Raw genomic sequence first — 17,653 nt, 5'->3', positions numbered from 1 at the left:
CCTATACGTTTTCCAAAACCGCCGCTTTGATTGCTTGTTCAAGATCGGCAATCAAGTCATCGGCGTTTTCAAGACCGACCGACAAGCGGATCAGTTCTTCCGTAACACCTGAAAGTTCGAGCTCTTCTTTTTGCAATTGCTGATGCGTTGTTGAAGCCGGATGGATAATAAGCGATTTCGCATCTCCGACGTTGGCTACATGCGACCATAGAGACACGCTGTCGATGACTTTTCTGCCTGCTTCGCGTCCGCCTTTCACCCCGAAGTTGACGATTGATCCAAATGTATCCTTCAAGTATTTTTGTGCTAAACCATGTGAAGGATGGTCTTCAAAACCGATGTAATTGACCCATTCCACTTCCGGATGTTCCCTTAAATATTCTGCGACTTTTCGTGCATTGCTGCTGTGCTTCGGCAGGCGCAGATGCAAAGTTTCGAGTCCCTGCAAAAATGCATGGGCACTTTCCGGGCTTAGTGCCGGCCCAAAATCACGCAGCAACTGGACACGGAGCTTGGTCGCAAATGCCGCTTCCGGCACATCGATTCCGAACCGGATGCCATGATAGCTTTCATCCGGTTCTGTGTAGTTTGGAAATCGGGAATTGTTCCAGTCAAATTTGCCGGCGTCTACTGCAATTCCGCCAATCGTTGTCCCGTGCCCGCCAATCCACTTAGTAGCGGAATGGATTACAACATCCGCTCCAAACTCGATCGGATTGCTGCCGTACGGCGAAGCAAATGTGTTGTCGATCAGCAGCGGCACGCCATTTTCGTGCGCAATGTCTGCCACTTTTTCAACATCAAACACATTCAAGCTCGGGTTGCCGATAATTTCCCCGAACAACGCTTTTGTCTTATCCGTAATAGCTGACCGGAAATTTTCAGGATCAGTGGCGTCCACAAATTTCACCCTGATGCCATAGCGCGGCAGCGTATTAGCAAACAAGTTGTACGTGCCTCCGTATAAATTGCTGTCTGCGACAATTTCATCTCCCGCTTCTGCTATGTTCAAAATTGAAAATGCAATCGCTGCCATGCCGGACGCGAGTGCCACCGCTGCTGTCCCGCCTTCAAGAAGCGCAACCCGCTGCTCGAACACATCGACCGTCGGGTTCATGATGCGCGAGTAGATATTTCCTGTTTCTTTTAAGCCAAACAGATTTTGGGCGTGCTCCGTGTTTTTGAATACATAAGAAGTCGTTTTGTGAATCGGTACCCCTCTTGCCCCCGTCTCCGGATCGGGCTGCTGGCCTCCATGCAATAAAAGCGTTTCTGGTTTGAAATTTGTCATCATCTATTCCTCCTAAAGTTTTATTGATGGATTACAAAGACGAGGAGGGAACAGAAAAAGACCCTCTTCGTTAAGAAGAGGGCCGTCATTTACGGAGATACCTCCTCTTATCTGCCAGACCAATTGCTGGTCTGTAGGATTTAGCACCTTTACAAGCAGGCTGCTTGTAGGTTGCCGGGCATCGCAGGGCCTATTCCCTCCGCCACTCTTGATAAGAGTATTCAGATTTAGTTTTCCATCATGTGAAGAAGTATAAAAATTCTTTTTCATTTTGTCAAGCGAAGTTGTTATAATTTTTTGAAACCTTCTCTCTTTTCAAACGTTATTTAATAAAGAAAAGAGGGATCGATATGATTTTATGGATTGCAATTGCACTTATAATCGGTTACTTTATCGGCTGTCTGCATGGATCATCGGTTGCCCAGCTCCTTTCAGGCATCAATATTAAAAAAGAAGGCATCAAAAATTCCGGAGCTTCAAATGCCGCTATCGTGCTTGGCTGGAAATACGGAGCGCTCGTCGCGTTCCTCGATATTTTCAAGGGCTTTATCGCGGTAGCCGGTTTGAGAATGCTTCTAGGCAATTTCAACTTGTCGCCCGAAATGATGTGGACATTATTATTTGTGGTTGGAGCAGGTGTAGTTTTTGGCCATAACTTCCCTTTCTACATGAATTTCGACGGTGGAAAAGGGACGGCCGCAGTAATCGGGGTGATGCTTGCGCTCGACTGGAAGTTGGGATTGGCCGGCGGTTTGCTGATGGTGGCGGCGGCACTGACAACCGGGTATTTGGTGATTGGCGTGCTTCTTCTCTACAGCATGTTCATAGCCATCGCTTTATGGCCAGCCGAAAGCGTCTGGCCGATTGTGACCGCCTTTCTGCTTTTTGCCATGGCAGTATGGAAACACCTTGAGAATATCTCACGCATTAAAAATGGGACAGAAACAAAAGTATCATCCGTGTTTAAGAAAAAAACGGCCGGCTCTAGTTAAAAGAGCCGGTTTTGCTTTTGGAATCACTTTTTTATTCCTAAAAGCTACTACTTAAAAAAATATATAAAAAATCCTTGACTTTTTTATTATTTCACCCTAAAGTAAAACTCACAAATCAAATACGTACATCACTTTCTTATCCAGAGAAACCGAGGGACAGGCCCTATGACGTTTCGGCAGCGGGTTCGCATTTTGCGGACACTGTGCTAATTCCTGCAAATGCGCTATCGCGTGTTTGGAAGATGAGAAATTAGATGGTTTCATGCGAAGCCTTCTTTTTTCTTGCGGACAAGAAAAAAGAAGGCTTTTTTATTTTTTGAAAAGCTGATGTATAAAAGATTTGAAAAGATCCAAACTGCTTGAGGAGGAAGACATATGATTCAATTTGAGGGAGTCACCAAGACCTATCAGTCAGGAAAACAAGAGATTCACGCATTGAATGGAATCGACCTGACAGTGGAGACCGGGGAAATTTTCGGCGTCATCGGTTTCAGCGGGGCTGGAAAAAGCTCGCTCATCCGTACAGTCAATTTACTGGAACGGCCTACTAACGGCCGCGTAAAAATACATGGAAAAGATATTTCCACTTTAACCAGCAAAGAAATACGGACAACGCGCAAGGATATCGGAATGATATTTCAACATTTCAATTTGCTCAATTCCAAAACGGTTTTCCATAATGTCGCGATGCCGCTCATTTTAGCGAAGACACCTAAAAACAAAATTAAAGACCAAGTGAAAAACTTGCTTGATTTTGTCGGGCTTGCTGATCAGGCCGAAAAATACCCGGATCAATTATCTGGCGGACAAAAGCAGCGTATCGGAATTGCCCGCGCTCTTGCCACAAACCCTTCCGTTCTTCTATGCGACGAAGCAACTTCTGCACTAGATCCCCAAACGACTCAATCGATTTTGGATTTACTCCGGAAGATCAATCGCGAGTATAGCATCACCATTTTGCTGATCACTCATGAAATGGGTGTTATTCGTGAAATTTGCGATAAGGTGGCTGTGCTTGAAGCTGGAAAAGTCATTGAGCAAGGAAGCGTATTTGATGTTTTTACAAATCCGCAGCAGCCGACAACCCAGCGTTTTGTCCGCTCAGTCATGAATGATGAGCTGCCGGAAACGCTGCTTCAGCAAATACAGAATGCAGGAAGCAACCATTCGATCTACCGCATTCAATTTACTGGCACTTCAGTCGGCCGGCCGCTCATTTCCCAGATATCACGGGAATTCAGTCTGGACCTAAATGTTCTGTTCGGCAACATCACAGAATTGCAAGGCATGCCGTACGGCAACTTAATCGTTGAATTTATTGGCGACCGCATGGAAATTGACCGTGCCTTAGCTGCAATTCGAAAAAGCGACGCCACGGTTGAGGAGGTAACAAATCATGCTAGTTAACAACGAACAAATCTTAGAAGCCCTATGGGAAACGGTATATATGACCGGCGTCTCTTTTGCTTTCTCGCTCCTGATCGGTTTTCCGCTAGGCATCTTGCTGGTGGTAACACGCCGGGGCCACCTGCTTCAAAACGAAGCAATTTTCAAAGTTTTAAACATTGTCATCAACATTTTCCGTTCCGTTCCTTTTATTATTTTGATGGTTGCCATCATCCCGTTAACCCGCCTTATTGTCGGTACATCAATTGGGACATCGGCAGCAATCGTTCCGCTCGTCTTCTATGCAGGCCCTTATATCGCAAGGCTGATCGAGAACTCGCTGCTTGAAGTCGATAAAGGTGTCATCGAAGCAGCACAAGCGATGGGTGCATCTCCCGCGCAAATTATTTTCCGCTTCCTAATTCCAGAAGCGCTCAGCTCCCTCGTTTTGGCATTGACAATCGCTATTGTCGGATTGATCGGAGCATCAGCAATGGCCGGTGCAATCGGCGGAGGCGGCCTCGGCGACTTGGCCATTACTTACGGCTACCAGCGATTTGATACGCTCGTGATGGTATTGACTGTCGCTATTCTTGTCGTACTGGTACAAGGGGTACAGTCTTTTGGAAATATTTTATCAAAACGCGTACGGCGCAGTTAAATTTTCAACACAGATAAACTAACTTATTGGAGGAAACAAAACATGAAAAAAATTACAGCACTTTTATTATTAGCTATAACAGCATTGATTTTGGCAGCTTGCGGAGGCGGCGGAGAAGAATCGGGCGCTGACGGAAATAGAAAAATCACCCTTGGCATCAGCGGTTCAGATACAACCATTTGGGATTATATTGCCGAAAAAGCAGAAAAAGAAGGCATCGACCTTGAAATCGTTACATTCTCTGATTATGTAGCTCCTAATATCGCGCTTGCTGAAGGCGAATTAGACTTGAACGCTTTCCAAACCATTTCTTATTTTGATGAATTTGTTGCTGAACATAAAATTGACATCGTACCGATCGGCTCTACCGTTATTGCTCCAATGGGCCTTTACTCTGACAAATACGAGTCACTTGAAGAATTGCCGCAAGGCGCTCAAATTGCTTTGCCTAACGAAGCAACAAACATGGGCCGCGGACTTCTGCTTCTTGAAGAAGCTGGTTTGATCGAATTGTCTGATGACGCCGGGCTTACCGGAACTGCTGAAGACATTACAAAAAATCCGAAAAATATCGAACTTGTTCCAATGATTTCTGGCCAAACGCCACGCGCAATGGCTGATGTTGCAGCTTCTATCATCAACAATGGCATCGCGGTTGATGCTGGTTTGAATCCGACAGAAGATCCGATTGCCCGTGAAAGCGCAACGGCAAAACCGTATATTAACTTGATCGCTGCAAGCAAAGAAAATGCAGATGATCCGGATTTCTTAAAAATCGTTGAGCTATACCAACAAGATGATACAAAAGATTTTATCATTGAACATACAAAGGGCGCTCAAATCCCGACATTTGTTCCTGTAGAAGAACTAGTCGACTATCAATAAAATCTGAGGAGGAACCTTGATGACAGTAATTAGAGAAGCAGCTGAAACCATTTCCCAATCAATCGAATCTAGACGCGAAGAATATATTGCGACGAGCCAAGCCATCCATGCAAAACCGGAAATCGGCAATGAAGAAGTTTTTGCCAGCGCCACGCTGGTTGAGTTGCTGGAAGATGCCGGGTTTACAGTGGAAACTGCTGTGGCCGGCCATGAAACTTCCTTTTTTGCAAGCAAGGAAAGCAGCTTGTCTGGCCCGACTATCGCCTATCTGGCAGAATACGACGCTTTACCGAAAATCGGCCACGCATGCGGCCACAATATTATCGGAACAACGAGTGTTGCTGCAGCAATCGCCTTGTCTGAAACATTCGCCTTTACCGGCGGACGCGTAGTTGTGCTCGGCACCCCTGCTGAAGAAGGCGGCCCGAATGGCAGCGCAAAAGGCAGTTTCGTAAAACACGGCCTGCTTGAAGGCATCGATGCAGCGTTAATGATTCATCCATCCGGGAAATCGGCGATCACCGGTCCTTCCCTTGCTGTCGATCCTCTGGATTTTCATTTTTACGGCAAGCCCGCGCACGCTGCTGCATCACCTGAAGAAGGCGTAAATGCGCTGGATGCTATCATTCAGTTGTTCAATAGTGTCAATGCACTGCGCCAGCAGCTGCCGTCTGATGCGCGCGTACACGGCATCATTACGCACGGCGGCGACGCGCCGAATATCATTCCGGAATATGCTTCAGCCCGTTTCTTTATCCGTGGTGACTCCTGGAAGAAAACAGCCGACACCGCCCGAAAAATCCGGGCAATTGCTGAAGGTGCAGCACTGGCGACAGGCACCACTGTTAAAATTGAACGTTTCCAAAACGAAGTGAAAGACTTGGTGCTTACCGATGCATTGGATGCAGTCGTCCGTGAGGAATTGCAGAGTGTCGGCGAAGAAGTCGCCGCTTCCCGGTCAACAGGGCTTGGTTCGACAGATGCGGGCAATATCAGCTACGAAGTGCCGACAGCCCATCCTTATATCAAAATCGGTCCGGATGAGTTGATTGCACATACGGTTGAATTCCGCGAAGCCGCAAAATCAGAAGCAGGCAACGAAGCACTCATTAAAGGCGCAAAAGCGCTTGCCAACACGGGCTACCGCTTATTGACTGATGCAGAGTTGCTATCAGCAGTAAAAAAATCACACGCACAGGCTTTAGAAGAAAAAGCGAAATAATAGTTTTGAAGAAAAGGCAGTATTCCATTAATCGGAATACTGCCTTTTGCTGTGTAAAATATTAACCGCCCTATCTCATCATGCATATTGCCAAAATTCGTTCTTTTCATGCTAAAATATGAGTAATACATATACTAGGAGGATCTATTCATGCTTGAAACGTTAATCGAACGCCTTGTGCGCTACGCAAAAATTGATACACAATCCGATTTCACCGCCAATTCCACGCCTTCTACCCCAGGCCAATGGGATTTGCTGCGCGAATTGGAAACAGAAATGAATGCAATCGGTCTTCAAGAAGTCGAAATGGACGAGCATGGGTACCTGTTCGCCACACTTCCTTCCAACACAGACAAAGACCTTCCAGTGGTCGGCTTTTTGGCACATGTTGACACGGCCACTGATTTCACCGGCAAAAATATCAACCCTCAGCGAGTCGAAAACTATGACGGCAACGATATTGCCTTGAGCGAAACGGTTGTTATGTCTCCAAAAGATTTTCCAGCATTAAAAAATTACGTCGGCCACACACTGATTACGACAGACGGCACGACGCTTCTCGGCGCTGACAACAAAGCCGGAATCGCTGAAATCATGACGGCGATAGAATATTTGGTCCAGCATCCGGAAATCAAGCACGGAAAAATCCGTGTAGCTTTCACACCGGATGAAGAAATTGGCAAAGGACCGCACAAGTTTGATGTTGCCCGGTTTGGCGCAGACTTTGCATATACAATGGATGGCGGACCGCTTGGCGAATTGCAGTACGAAAGCTTTAACGCTGCTGCTGCTAAGCTGACAATTCAAGGAAAGAGCGTCCACCCTGGCTCTTCAAAAAACAAAATGGTCAACGCTTCTACAGTGGCAATCCGCTTCCAGCAGGAAATGCCACAAAATGAAGTGCCGGAGTTAACCGAAGACTATGAAGGGTTTATTCACCTTAACAGTTTCCATGGCGATGTGGAAAAAGCCGTCTTATCCTACATTATCCGTTATTTTGATAAAGACGAATTTGAAGCGAAAAAGGCTTACATGCAGCAAGTGGCTGAAAAACTGCAAAGTGAATACGGCACTGATGCCGTAAAATTAGAGATCGAAGACCAATACTATAATATGCGCGAGAAAATCGAGCCGGTAATGGAAATTGTCGACTCAGCAGAAGCCGCTCTTAAAACCTTAGGCATTGAGCCGAATATTGTCCCGGTTCGCGGCGGAACAGATGGTTCCCAGTTATCTTACATGGGCATGCCGACACCGAACATCTTTACCGGCGGTGAAAATTACCACGGCAAATACGAGTTCATTTCCGCGGAAAACATGGAAAAAGCAACTCAAGTCATCGTGGAAATCGTTAGATCAATGGAGCAAAAATAATTTTCTTTCGTATGGGCGAAGCAGCTTCATAACGCAAAAAGACCAGTTTAACTTTACAGTTAAACTGGTCTTTTTTATTTTCAAACGATACTCCGTCCATTTTGCGCCAAGGCATAGTGAATGCCGTGCTGCAATGTTTGGAAGCAATTGAATTTAGATAAGTTGATGCCGGATTCAGCAATGACCATACTCATTTGCGGAGAAATACCGACTAAGATCGTAGACGTCCCAATCAATGAAGCGGTGGCTCCCAGCTTATCGATCAAACTGGCGGCGTGTTCAGTAAAGCGGTTGTTCAAGCCTGTCAAATCCAGCACCAAGTATTTCGCTTTATGGGTCGGCAAGTTTTGCAGTGTTTTTACAAGCAATTCTTCCGCGCGGCTTTCATCATACGTCCCCAATAGAGGAACGACAACTATATCTTCTAACACCGGGATGATCGGCGAAGAAATTTCTTTGATCAAATCACTCAGCTCAGCTGTTTTTTCTTCCACTAAGTTTTCTAACTGGCGAATTTGCTCCGCTTCTTTCGAACGGGCAAGCCGATGAATATTTCTCTCGATATTTTCCTCGGAAGGAAAATACCGAATCATTGTTTCATCAAAACCTTCGATTTGATGATGAACAACTTTATACCAAATATTGCGTCCTAAAAGTTTTGTGAAAATTCCTGCGTAATGCGCCGGCAAGAAATTGCCGCCGACTTTTTTCCCTTGGGCAACGTTTATCTTATGTTCCCAGCTGTTGCTCAAATGAACTTCAAGCGTGCCTTCTTCCGTGTTCAAATCCCGGATTTCAGCTAATCCCCAACCAGCAGAAGCATATGTATTCGTGATTAATCCAGCAGCTGTCGCTACATCTACATCTTTTTTGTCAGCAAAATAATCACCTACTACCACTCCTTGGCGAAATCCTGTAGTTTCTAACACTACGCCTGCTGCTTCTTCCCCAGAAATTTCTTCCACTGAATCGAAGAACATTTTCATAGCAGTTGAAGTCCAAAAAAGGACGGAATCTTGCCCTTCAAACTGGAATTTCCCTTCAGCAATATCCCAGTTGAATTGCAATCCGCCTACAGTAATTGAAGGTTTTGTTTCCATGATGCAACTCCTCTCATTCAATAGTTCTATCTTATCATACACTTCTTGCCGGTTGCTATTTTCAGTGTTTATACAAAAAGCAAAAACCTCTATGCACGGCCTGACGCTCGCCACCCCGCCTGTCTATGTTTTAAATCTCCCCAATAAAGGAATATACAACTAACATCAAAAGAAAGAGGTGCTTTATCAATGACGAACAATCATCCCGGTGATGGCAAACATGAAAAAAAAGCAGTTCCCTCTATGGATAACCCAGAACAGTTCACTACCGACAATCAAAGCATACAAGATATGTTCGAAGAAGAACAAAATGTGGATACCATTGCCTTGGAAGATTTGAAACAAGACATGCAGGATGAAGCTAATCCTCGCTCAACAAAAAGCAATTCCTCCAGTGAGGAAAAATATCCGGACTGATTTCGGACGAACAAGGGCTTTCATCAAGAGAACCGCATGAATAGCTCCATACGGTTCTTTTTTATTTGAATGAGATTAACAAGCTAAAAGGAGAGATGACAATGAACCAAGAAGAATTGAAGAACAGTGCATTGAAAATTTTAGAAGAAAGCCATGTCGGGACGTTGGCGACAGTAAAAAACAATAAACCCCATTCCCGTTACATGACTTTTTTCAATGATGAATTCACTTTGTATACGGCTACTAGCAAACAAACCCAAAAAGTCGATGAACTTGAAGACAATCCCCATGTCCATATTCTTTTAGGTTATGAAGGCCAAGGTGTTGGAGATGCTTTCTTGGAAATCGAAGGCGAAATGGGCATCCACGACGATCAAAGCATGATCGACAAAGTATGGAACGATGCCTTGAAAGGCTGGTTCACAGGACCCGATGATCCAAACTTGGTAATTTTGGCCATTAAACCGAACCGGGTCCGCCTTATTAATAAAAAAGGCGAAGAGCCACAAACAATCGAATTACAATAATAAAAACGGCTCGAGTTGTTCGAGCCGTTTTTATTATTGTAAAATGGCGCGCAGCCCTTCCCTATTCCCCAGCAGATCTTCCAGCGTGTATTGATCAAGGACAGACAAATAAGCATGGAGCGCTTTTCCCAGAACGCCGCGAAGTCCGCAAACTGGCGCAATTGGACATCGATTATGCTTAACATCAAAACACTCCACCAAATGAAAATCGTCTTCCATTTGCCTTACAACTGTCCCGATATTGATATTCTGCGGAGCGTCCGCTAACCGGATTCCTCCTCCGCGGCCGCGGACTGTGTGGATAAAACCCGCTTTTCCAAGTTCAAATGTCACTTTCGTCAAATGGTTTTTCGATATATTGTAGGCGTCGGAAATTTCCTGAATGGTCGTGAGCTTTCCTTCTTCTTGTGTCCCCAAGTAAATCAATACACGCAATGAAAAATCGGTATACATTGTCAACCTCATTATGCTCACCTTCCCTGCTTTCTCAGTATAACGAGTCTAGACCCTCCTTAAAAGAAATTAAGCCTGCATAAGATAAAAGCAATATGTCTTTTATGTGAAAGCAAATATGTCTAATTTTAAAACATGTATTTTAAATATATCTTTAAATCAGAAAGAGGATTATAGTCAAATTATAAAAAAACAAAAGGAGCGAAAGACTATGTTATCCGAACAAACAAAAGCCATCATCAAGTCTACAGTGCCTGTACTGGAAGTTCATGGGACAACTATTACGACCACTTTTTACCGCAATCTTTTTGAAGCACATCCGGAACTGCTGAATATTTTTAACCACGCCAACCAGGCTAAAGGCCGCCAGCAAGCAGCCCTTGCCAATACAGTATATGCAGCAGCATTACATATCGATCATTTAGAAGCCATCTTGCCTGCTGTGGTACAGATCGCCAACAAGCATGTGAGCCTTGGCATTAAAGCGGAGCACTACCCGATTGTCGGCGAGTATCTATTGAAAGCCATTAAAGAAGTACTGGGCGATGCAGCGACTGATGACATCATCAATGCTTGGGCAGAAGCTTATGGCGTCATCGCTGACGTTTTTATCAATGTCGAAAAAGACATGTATAAAAAAATGGAAAACCAGGAAAACGGTTGGGCGTTCTTCAAGAAGTTCGTTGTAGCGGAAAAAGTGAAGGAAAGTGAAAACATCACTTCTTTCTATTTAAAACCCGCTGATGGTTCGAACGTTCCTGTTTACGAGCCAGGCCAATACATTTCCGTCCGCCTGGCAATTCCAGGAGAAAAATATTTGTTCAACCGGCAGTATAGCTTGTCGCAAGCTGCAAAACCGGATGAATTCCGCATTTCAGTAAAACGTGATGCAGACAACGATCCAAATGGCCGAGTATCGATTTACTTGCACGATGAAATAAATGTTGGCGATGCTTTTGAAGCAAGCGCCCCAGCCGGCTCGTTTGTATTGGATGCTGACAAACAATCGCCTGTTGCCTTTATCAGCGGAGGCGTCGGCATTACGCCAATGATAAGTATGTTCGAAACAGTCGCTACAGTGACGCCTGAGCGGCCAACTGCCTTCCTCCACGCGGCACGCAATAAAGCCATGCATGCTTTTGACAACGATATTCAAACTTATATCGCTTCTATGCCGAACGCAGCGTACAAAGTGTTGTATTCCGATCAACCTCAAGGGTATATCACCCGTGATGTCTTAAAAGAAATTGTAGATATCACAGGCGATGCATATGTATGCGGGCCTGTTCCGTTTATGGAAAGCATCATTCAGGAACTTCGGGCTCTTGGCATGACAGAGGAACAAATACATTTCGAATTCTTCGGCCCTGCAGTTACACTGCAATCGGTTTAAATCAATAAAAAGGCCTGCCGAAACGGCAGGCCTTTTTACTTCATTTCATTTTCCGCAGTAAATACAACAAGTAAGGCGTTCCGATCAAAGCGACGACTAAGCCACTCGGGATGTCTTTAGGTGCGATTAAAATGCGGCCGATAAAATCAGCGGTAACCAGCAACAAGCCGCCAATCAAGCCTGAAGCAAGCATGAGTGGCAAATGGCGGAAACCGACCAAACGGCGGGCGATATGCGGAGCCACCAGGCCGATAAAACCGATGGTGCCGACAACAGATACAGCGATTGTCGAAATAGCGACGCCAATGATCAATGCCCCTACACGAGTGGAGCGGATATTCAAGCCAAGGCCTGCCGCTACATCATCGCCGAATGTCAGTGTGTCCAAACTGCGCGTAATGTAAATAGCTGGCCAAATAAACAAGGCAAACAATAGAAGTGCAAATTGGACATCTTCCCAGCCTTTGCCATACGTGCTTCCAGAAAGCCAGACAAGTGCACTGGCAACAGCCAATTTCGCTTTGACGACAAACACTTGTGTAGCCGCAGAACCGAATGCCGAAATGGCAATGCCCATTAAAGCGACAAGCATCGGCTGGAAATTATTTTTCCAAGCCGTCACTAAGATGATGCCAAGCGCCAAGACCGCACCGAGAGTTGCACCAAGCGGTAAAAAGGCGGGTGGAATTTCAGGAAATACGACGAGAAGCAACATCGCGCCAGCCCCTGCCATCGACGTAACGCCGAGTACGCTTGAATCGGCCAGCGGATTGCGGAGCACTCCTTGCAGAATTACCCCGGTAATTGCCAGCATGACACCAACGATAAATGCAGTAAGCACCCGTGGAACACGGAAATTCCAGACAACCGGTTTCATCCATTCAAACGACCATTCGGTCCCATTAAAGCTCAGCGCCAATGTAATGATTACCGCAATCATTCCCACTAGCAGCGGCACCACCCATGTTAAACGGAGGGGCTTTGTTGTGCCGCCCATTTGGCGATCGCCGCGTTTCAGCGATTTTGCCGTCTTCCATGCTAAATACAGCAACCAAGGACCGCCAATCAGTGCCGTCATTGCACCAACCGGCACTTCCTGTCCTGGCTGAATGAGCCGGCCGAGCACGTCCGCTCCAATCAACATGACGCTTCCCCATAAAAAGGAGTGGATAAAAATCGGCAAATGACCGCGTATTCCCATCATCCGGACAATATGAGGCGCCATCAGGCCGATAAAACCGATCGGACCGACAACGCTGACAGTTGCAGCAGACAGAACGATAGCGATTCCCCACGCAGACAACTTGACAAGTTGGACATTTTGGCCGAGCGACGAGGCAATGTCCTCTCCGAGCGATAGCACATCCATTGATTTCGCCAGCAATAAAGCGGCGACCAGAAAAGCAGCAACGACCGGTGCCGCAAATTGCACACCGTCCCAATTCAATTGGACAAGTGTTCCCGATCCCCATAAAAAGAGGCCATTTGTTTGATTTTCAAATAACAACTGCAACGCTCCGGTCATTGAAGAAAACAGCAGCGAAATAATCATTCCGGTCAGTGCAACCCGGACAGGATCCATCTGCTTTCCTGACAATCCTACCACCAGAAGCGACGAAATCACCGCTCCTAGTAGAGATGTAACGAATGGGAATTGGCCAAATAGTGATGGAAAGAAAATAACCGAAATGACTACAAAGAAAAACGCACCGGCATTAATCCCCAAAGTTCCTGGAGAAGCGAGCGGATTGTTGGTCAACGTCTGCAATACGGCACCGGACACAGCCAGTGCACCGCCCGCCACCAAGCCGATTACAAGCCGCGGCAGCCGGAGACTTGTGACAATATCCTGGATACGCCCTTCTGACCATACCCCTCGCAACAGTTCTGCCGCAGTATAGTCGGCCTGCCCTTGCGTCAAGTGGACGAGCGATAGTGCTATAAGCAGGAAAAAGCCCCCTGCCAAAGAGACAAAGGACTTCTGTTTTACTTTTCCTTGCATTAGTTGCTCACCATAGCTTCCGTGATTTGGTCCATGAGCGTCTTCGCTGATAAAGGACCTCCATACAGCCATGTGTCCGCGCCCAAATCAAATGTGCGGCCTTCTTTAACGAACGCCAAGTTTTCCCATACTTCGTTGCCTTTTAATTGGTTTTCGTAAATATTGTCTTCATCCGGCACCGTATACAAATAGTTGGCATCTTCGTATTTCACTAAGCCTTCGACATTAAAAGTACTAGAGCCGAACACTTCAAATTGGTCCGGTTGATGGACATTGTTTAAACCGATGCGCTCTAAGATAATCGATGCCATAGAGTTCGGTGTAAAGACGCGAATTTCCGGCGCTTGTGGCCCTGTATAAGCAAGTGTTAAAATGACATCTTTTGTCTTCAGGTTTGCCGCTTCAATCTCAGCCGCTTTTTCTTCGTATTCACTGTCCAGATCTGCAAGCACTTGATCGGCTTCCGCAGTCTTATCTACAGCTTTTGCAATTTCTTTAAATGTTGTTTCCATTTCTTCATACAGGTCGATGCTTTCGTCTTCCGGATAAGGGTTAAAAATCACAGTAGGTGCGATTTTTTCCAAGTCCGCCAGCATTGCATCATGGCGGAAACTAACGCCGATGATCAAGTCAGGCTCGATGGCGGCAATTGCTTCCAAATTAGGTTCTTGCCGTCCTCCCACATCAACAACTGTTTCATCCAATTGCGGTTCAATATTAACATAGTCTCCATATTCAGCGATGTCCGCCATACCTGCCGGCTGCACGCCAACTGCCAGCAAATCTTCTGCATATGTCCACTCAAGCACAACAACTTTTTTAGCTGGCGCATCCAACGCCACTTCTCCATTTGTTCCTGTGATCGTAACCGGTTCTGCTGTTGTTTCCGTCGCTGGAGACTCTTCGCTTGCAGAAGAACATCCTGCAAGGACAAGCACCAAAATTGCCAGCAATAATAAAATTCGCTGCTTCATATTTTGTAACCCCCAAGGTTATTTGATAACGATTCTCAATACGTTTTCATTTTATTGTTTTTTGTCACATTTGTAAAGGATTATTTAGATTCATAGTGAAAATCGTTCTCACTTATTGCAAATTTATGATATAGTTAGCGTATTGAGAAATTGTATCAGTTATACAAACGGCGAAAGATGTGGAGGAATCACACAATGACGATGGCTGTCCAAACAAATGACCTGTCTATTGGATATAACGAAAACCTATTATTTGAGAATTTGAATCTATCCATTCCGCGCGGCGAAATTTCAGTGTTTGTCGGCAGCAACGGCTGCGGCAAGTCCACCCTTCTTCGCTCAATCGCGCGTTTATTGAAGCCACAAGAAGGCTCAATCTTATTGGAAGGCAAAGAAGTACATCGCATGTCTTCCCGGGAAGTTGCAAAGAAAATGGGCATCTTGCCGCAATCGCCGGTATCTCCAGAAGGGTTGACGGTCCACGATCTCGTGAAACAAGGACGCTATCCGCATCAATCTTGGCTAAAGCGGTGGACTGAAGAAGATACGGAAAAAGTTGAAGCGGCGATGAAAGCAACCCGCGTCGACGAATTCCGCGATAAACCGGTTGATGAATTATCCGGCGGCCAGCGCCAACGCGCATGGATTGCTATGACACTAGCCCAAGATACTGACATCATCCTATTAGATGAACCAACCACTTATTTAGACATGACCCATCAAATCGAAATTCTTGACCTATTATTTGAACTGAATGAAACACAGGGCCGCACCATTATCATGGTGCTTCATGATTTGAATTTGGCGTCCCGCTACGCCCACAATATTATCGCCATTAAAGACGGCGAAGTGTTTGGCCAAGGCACGCCGGAAGATGTCATCAATTGCGATTTGGTCCGTTCCGTATTCGGCATGGAGTGCCAAGTTTCCAAAGATCCGCTATTTGGCACGCCGCATTGTGTACCATTTGGCCGTGGCCGCTGCATCGTCCCAGAACTCCGGGAAGCCAAAACCGGTTCTTAAGATGAAAGAATTGGAACTTTTTCAAGTAGCTGTCCAAAACGGCGCTTCCGGCTTTATGACCGTTCAGGAAAGCATGGACAATCGCTCAGCCGAATTGTTCGCCGAAATCAGCCAAACAGTTGAAGCACCAACCAAAGCCGTAGCCTCGTCTGTTTTTATGCGGCGCTTCGGCTTTTTCATTACCGCTCAACTCTACTTGCTGGCTCATGGAAAGATGTGGGATGGCCAGTTAAGTAATGTCTATTTGACGAAAAATGCTGGTGGCATATCTTTCGCCATTGATGAACGCTTTCTGAGGGAACGCCAAGCAGGCGATTTGGAAACTGTCTTGAAGCACTATGCCATGCCGGCAGTTGAGGCATTCAAAAAAATCGGACATGTATCAAAAATTACTTTATGGGAAAACATTTGGGGGTATGCCATCTGGATGTACGGCATGCAGGATTCGGAGCAAGCTGAACACGATGTAGCATCATTGATGGAGGCAGCCCTTTGGCAGCCTGAAATGCGCAAATCGTTTTTTCAACAATTTTTAGGCGGACGAACTTTTCCTGAAGCGAAAAATGATTATAAGCGCATTACGTGCTGCTTGTTGAAAGAAGTACCCGGCACCGACAAATGCCCTTATTGCCCAATAAGCAAATAAACGCTCCGCAGCAGCGGAGCGTTTTTGTTTTGTTTGGAAATGTGACCATAGAACGTTGTAAAGTGCTCATAGAAGGGCTCACATCGCTCATAAGCCTGTATTTAAAAACTCTAGCCGGTTGCCGAACGGATCGGAAATGAAAAAGCGAGTGACGCCTGGTATGCTATCATCATTCTTCACGTCAATGCCACTTGCATTCAAGTGCTTTTGCAGTTGCTCAAAACCGGCAACTTGAAAAGCAGGATGCGCTTTTTTTGCAGATGAGAAAGGTTCTTCCACACCGACGTGCAGCTGATATGCTCCAAATTCAAACCATACTCCCCCTCTTCCTTTTAGCGCAGCCGGTTTTTCCACTTGTTCCATTCCAAGAATGCCACTGTAAAAATCGATAGCGGATTGTTCACTATTGCTTGGTGCTGCTACTTGGATATGGTCGATTTTAGTAATAGCAAAATCCATGTCTAAACCCCTTTTCTTTTCAGCATACTCATCATTCACCAAAAAAGAAATGCGCTTGTTTTTATGTATTGCCATAAGCTTTTCTTATACCTTTGCAAAAACTCTTTCTTAACGTAGCATATAACAAAAAGGAGTATTCCGTTATGCCCTTCTCTGCTCACCTTAAATATGCACTTGCTGCTCACTCTGTTACTGTTGACCGGCCACCGCATCAGCCATTGCCGCAAAATTCCAGAGTTATGGTAGACGAAATCAAACATTGGAGCAACGCCAAAAACGATGGTGTGGCTGTCTCTTACTTTTTCCGCCAATATGCGCTTTTTGTTTCAGCACAATTTGATTTGATAACCAACCACAACGGCTATTTCGCATGTTCCTGGCAAGAGCTTCGGTTCGACCGAGTCCATAATTTCGGCTACAACTTGCTGCAAACCCATGTCGACTCGCGGCACTTCCTAACAATTACGCCAGAAAACCGTTTTGAAGCCATGCATTTTATACTCCATGAACAAACACATGAATTGATTGCTGAGTTCCGCAAGTTCGTTAAAATTTCCCCTATTACTTTATGGGAAAATATTCTCGGTTCTCTTTTATGGTTCTACGCGAGCATCGAAAAGCGTCAGCCGCGCAGGGTTGCCGAAGACATGGAATGGCTGCTCGACTCCGCTAATTGGCAGCCCATGAAAACCTCTTATGTCCAAAAGATGATCGGTTCCCTAACACTCGAGCATGCCGTATCAAGCCCGCTCCGGAAAACGTGCTGCTTATATAAAGAACTGCCCCATTTCGCAACTTGCACATTTTGCCCTTCACCAAATTAAAAAAGCCCCAGTATAGCACTGAGG

18 protein-coding genes and 2 riboswitches are annotated in these 17,653 nt (G+C 45.6%); of the genes, 12 read left to right on the top strand and 6 right to left on the bottom strand.

Annotation, left to right across the window (positions count from 1 at the left end):
• Nucleotide 1: 1 nt before the first annotated feature.
• A complete protein-coding gene (locus FQV28_RS00710; protein WP_146493672.1) occupies nucleotides 2-1,291 on the bottom strand; it encodes an O-acetylhomoserine aminocarboxypropyltransferase/cysteine synthase family protein in 1,290 nt (429 codons plus the stop codon).
• A 104-nt stretch (nucleotides 1,292-1,395) separates the two neighbouring features.
• Nucleotides 1,396-1,509: riboswitch (SAM riboswitch) on the bottom strand.
• 132 nt (nucleotides 1,510-1,641) lie between these two features.
• Between FQV28_RS00710 and FQV28_RS00705 the strand changes: the two genes are divergently transcribed.
• The 6 genes from FQV28_RS00705 (at nucleotide 1,642) to pepT (ending at nucleotide 7,811) form a co-directional block, all read left to right on the top strand.
• Nucleotides 1,642-2,283: a glycerol-3-phosphate acyltransferase gene (locus tag FQV28_RS00705; protein ID WP_146493671.1), complete on the top strand. Its 642-nt coding sequence runs from the start codon at nucleotides 1,642-1,644 to the stop codon at nucleotides 2,281-2,283.
• Nucleotides 2,284-2,416: 133 nt separating this feature from the next.
• Nucleotides 2,417-2,532, top strand: a riboswitch (SAM riboswitch).
• 126 nt (nucleotides 2,533-2,658) lie between these two features.
• Nucleotides 2,659-3,690 (top strand): methionine ABC transporter ATP-binding protein, encoded by a 1,032-nt coding sequence (locus FQV28_RS00700; RefSeq protein ID WP_146493670.1) that lies wholly within the window; start codon nucleotides 2,659-2,661, stop codon nucleotides 3,688-3,690.
• Entirely contained in the window at nucleotides 3,680-4,330 is a 651-nt protein-coding gene (locus tag FQV28_RS00695) for a methionine ABC transporter permease (RefSeq protein WP_146493669.1), read from the top strand. Before FQV28_RS00700 ends, FQV28_RS00695 begins: the two co-directional genes overlap by 11 nt.
• Nucleotides 4,331-4,372: 42 nt before the next feature.
• Nucleotides 4,373-5,215, top strand: a complete 843-nt coding sequence (locus FQV28_RS00690) for a MetQ/NlpA family ABC transporter substrate-binding protein (protein ID WP_146493668.1) — start codon at nucleotides 4,373-4,375, stop codon at nucleotides 5,213-5,215.
• Between the two features lie 19 nt (nucleotides 5,216-5,234).
• Complete coding sequence (locus FQV28_RS00685) at nucleotides 5,235-6,437, top strand: M20 family metallopeptidase (protein ID WP_146493667.1); 1,203 nt, start codon at nucleotides 5,235-5,237, stop codon at nucleotides 6,435-6,437.
• Between the two features lie 150 nt (nucleotides 6,438-6,587).
• The gene (pepT, locus tag FQV28_RS00680; RefSeq protein ID WP_146493666.1) at nucleotides 6,588-7,811 is read left to right on the top strand and encodes a peptidase T; all 1,224 of its coding nucleotides are present in this window, start codon (nucleotides 6,588-6,590) and stop codon (nucleotides 7,809-7,811) included.
• An 80-nt stretch (nucleotides 7,812-7,891) separates the two neighbouring features.
• Here pepT and FQV28_RS00675 read toward each other — a convergent pair whose 3' ends face one another.
• Nucleotides 7,892-8,911 (bottom strand): STAS domain-containing protein, encoded by a 1,020-nt coding sequence (locus FQV28_RS00675; protein ID WP_146493665.1) that lies wholly within the window; start codon nucleotides 8,909-8,911, stop codon nucleotides 7,892-7,894.
• A gap of 189 nt (nucleotides 8,912-9,100) precedes the next feature.
• On the opposite strand from FQV28_RS00675, the gene FQV28_RS00670 reads away from it, so the two are divergent.
• Together FQV28_RS00670 and FQV28_RS00665 are read left to right on the top strand one after the other, a co-directional pair.
• Nucleotides 9,101-9,328, top strand: coding sequence for a hypothetical protein (locus tag FQV28_RS00670; protein WP_146493664.1), 228 nt, complete (start codon nucleotides 9,101-9,103; stop codon nucleotides 9,326-9,328).
• Nucleotides 9,329-9,429: 101 nt separating this feature from the next.
• Nucleotides 9,430-9,855 carry a pyridoxamine 5'-phosphate oxidase family protein gene (locus tag FQV28_RS00665; RefSeq protein ID WP_146493663.1) on the top strand — a complete coding sequence of 142 codons (426 nt, stop codon included), beginning with the start codon at nucleotides 9,430-9,432 and terminating at the stop codon, nucleotides 9,853-9,855.
• A 33-nt stretch (nucleotides 9,856-9,888) separates the two neighbouring features.
• Here FQV28_RS00665 and FQV28_RS00660 read toward each other — a convergent pair whose 3' ends face one another.
• A complete protein-coding gene (locus tag FQV28_RS00660) occupies nucleotides 9,889-10,320 on the bottom strand; it encodes an RrF2 family transcriptional regulator (RefSeq protein WP_146493662.1) in 432 nt (143 codons plus the stop codon).
• Between the two features lie 199 nt (nucleotides 10,321-10,519).
• Between FQV28_RS00660 and hmpA the strand changes: the two genes are divergently transcribed.
• Nucleotides 10,520-11,701, top strand: a complete 1,182-nt coding sequence (hmpA, locus tag FQV28_RS00655) for an NO-inducible flavohemoprotein (RefSeq protein WP_146493661.1) — start codon at nucleotides 10,520-10,522, stop codon at nucleotides 11,699-11,701.
• Between the two features lie 40 nt (nucleotides 11,702-11,741).
• Here hmpA and FQV28_RS00650 read toward each other — a convergent pair whose 3' ends face one another.
• Both FQV28_RS00650 and FQV28_RS00645 read right to left on the bottom strand, forming a co-directional pair.
• Nucleotides 11,742-13,703 carry an iron ABC transporter permease gene (locus FQV28_RS00650; RefSeq protein WP_146493660.1) on the bottom strand — a complete coding sequence of 654 codons (1,962 nt, stop codon included), beginning with the start codon at nucleotides 13,701-13,703 and terminating at the stop codon, nucleotides 11,742-11,744.
• On the bottom strand, nucleotides 13,703-14,677 hold the full coding sequence (locus FQV28_RS00645; protein WP_146493659.1) for an ABC transporter substrate-binding protein: 975 nt from the start codon (nucleotides 14,675-14,677) through the stop codon (nucleotides 13,703-13,705). The genes FQV28_RS00650 and FQV28_RS00645 overlap by 1 nt, the downstream gene beginning before the upstream one ends.
• A gap of 195 nt (nucleotides 14,678-14,872) precedes the next feature.
• Here FQV28_RS00645 and FQV28_RS00640 point away from each other — a divergent pair, with 195 nt between their 5' ends.
• Nucleotides 14,873-15,700, top strand: a complete 828-nt coding sequence (locus FQV28_RS00640; RefSeq protein ID WP_146493658.1) for an ABC transporter ATP-binding protein — start codon at nucleotides 14,873-14,875, stop codon at nucleotides 15,698-15,700.
• Between the two features lie 10 nt (nucleotides 15,701-15,710).
• Entirely contained in the window at nucleotides 15,711-16,346 is a 636-nt protein-coding gene (locus tag FQV28_RS00635; RefSeq protein ID WP_146493657.1) for a hypothetical protein, read from the top strand.
• Between the two features lie 87 nt (nucleotides 16,347-16,433).
• On the opposite strand, the gene FQV28_RS00630 is transcribed toward FQV28_RS00635, so the two are convergent.
• On the bottom strand, nucleotides 16,434-16,805 hold the full coding sequence (locus FQV28_RS00630) for a VOC family protein (RefSeq protein WP_146493656.1): 372 nt from the start codon (nucleotides 16,803-16,805) through the stop codon (nucleotides 16,434-16,436).
• A gap of 143 nt (nucleotides 16,806-16,948) precedes the next feature.
• On the opposite strand from FQV28_RS00630, the gene FQV28_RS00625 reads away from it, so the two are divergent.
• Nucleotides 16,949-17,629 carry a hypothetical protein gene (locus FQV28_RS00625; RefSeq protein ID WP_146493655.1) on the top strand — a complete coding sequence of 227 codons (681 nt, stop codon included), beginning with the start codon at nucleotides 16,949-16,951 and terminating at the stop codon, nucleotides 17,627-17,629.
• Nucleotides 17,630-17,653 lie beyond the last annotated feature (24 nt).

Source organism: Planomicrobium sp. CPCC 101079 (assembly GCF_007859275.1).
Lineage (GTDB): Bacteria > Bacillota > Bacilli > Bacillales_A > Planococcaceae > Planococcus.
Note: the sequence above shows the minus strand (reverse complement) of the source record. Positions and strands in the feature narration are given on the sequence as shown.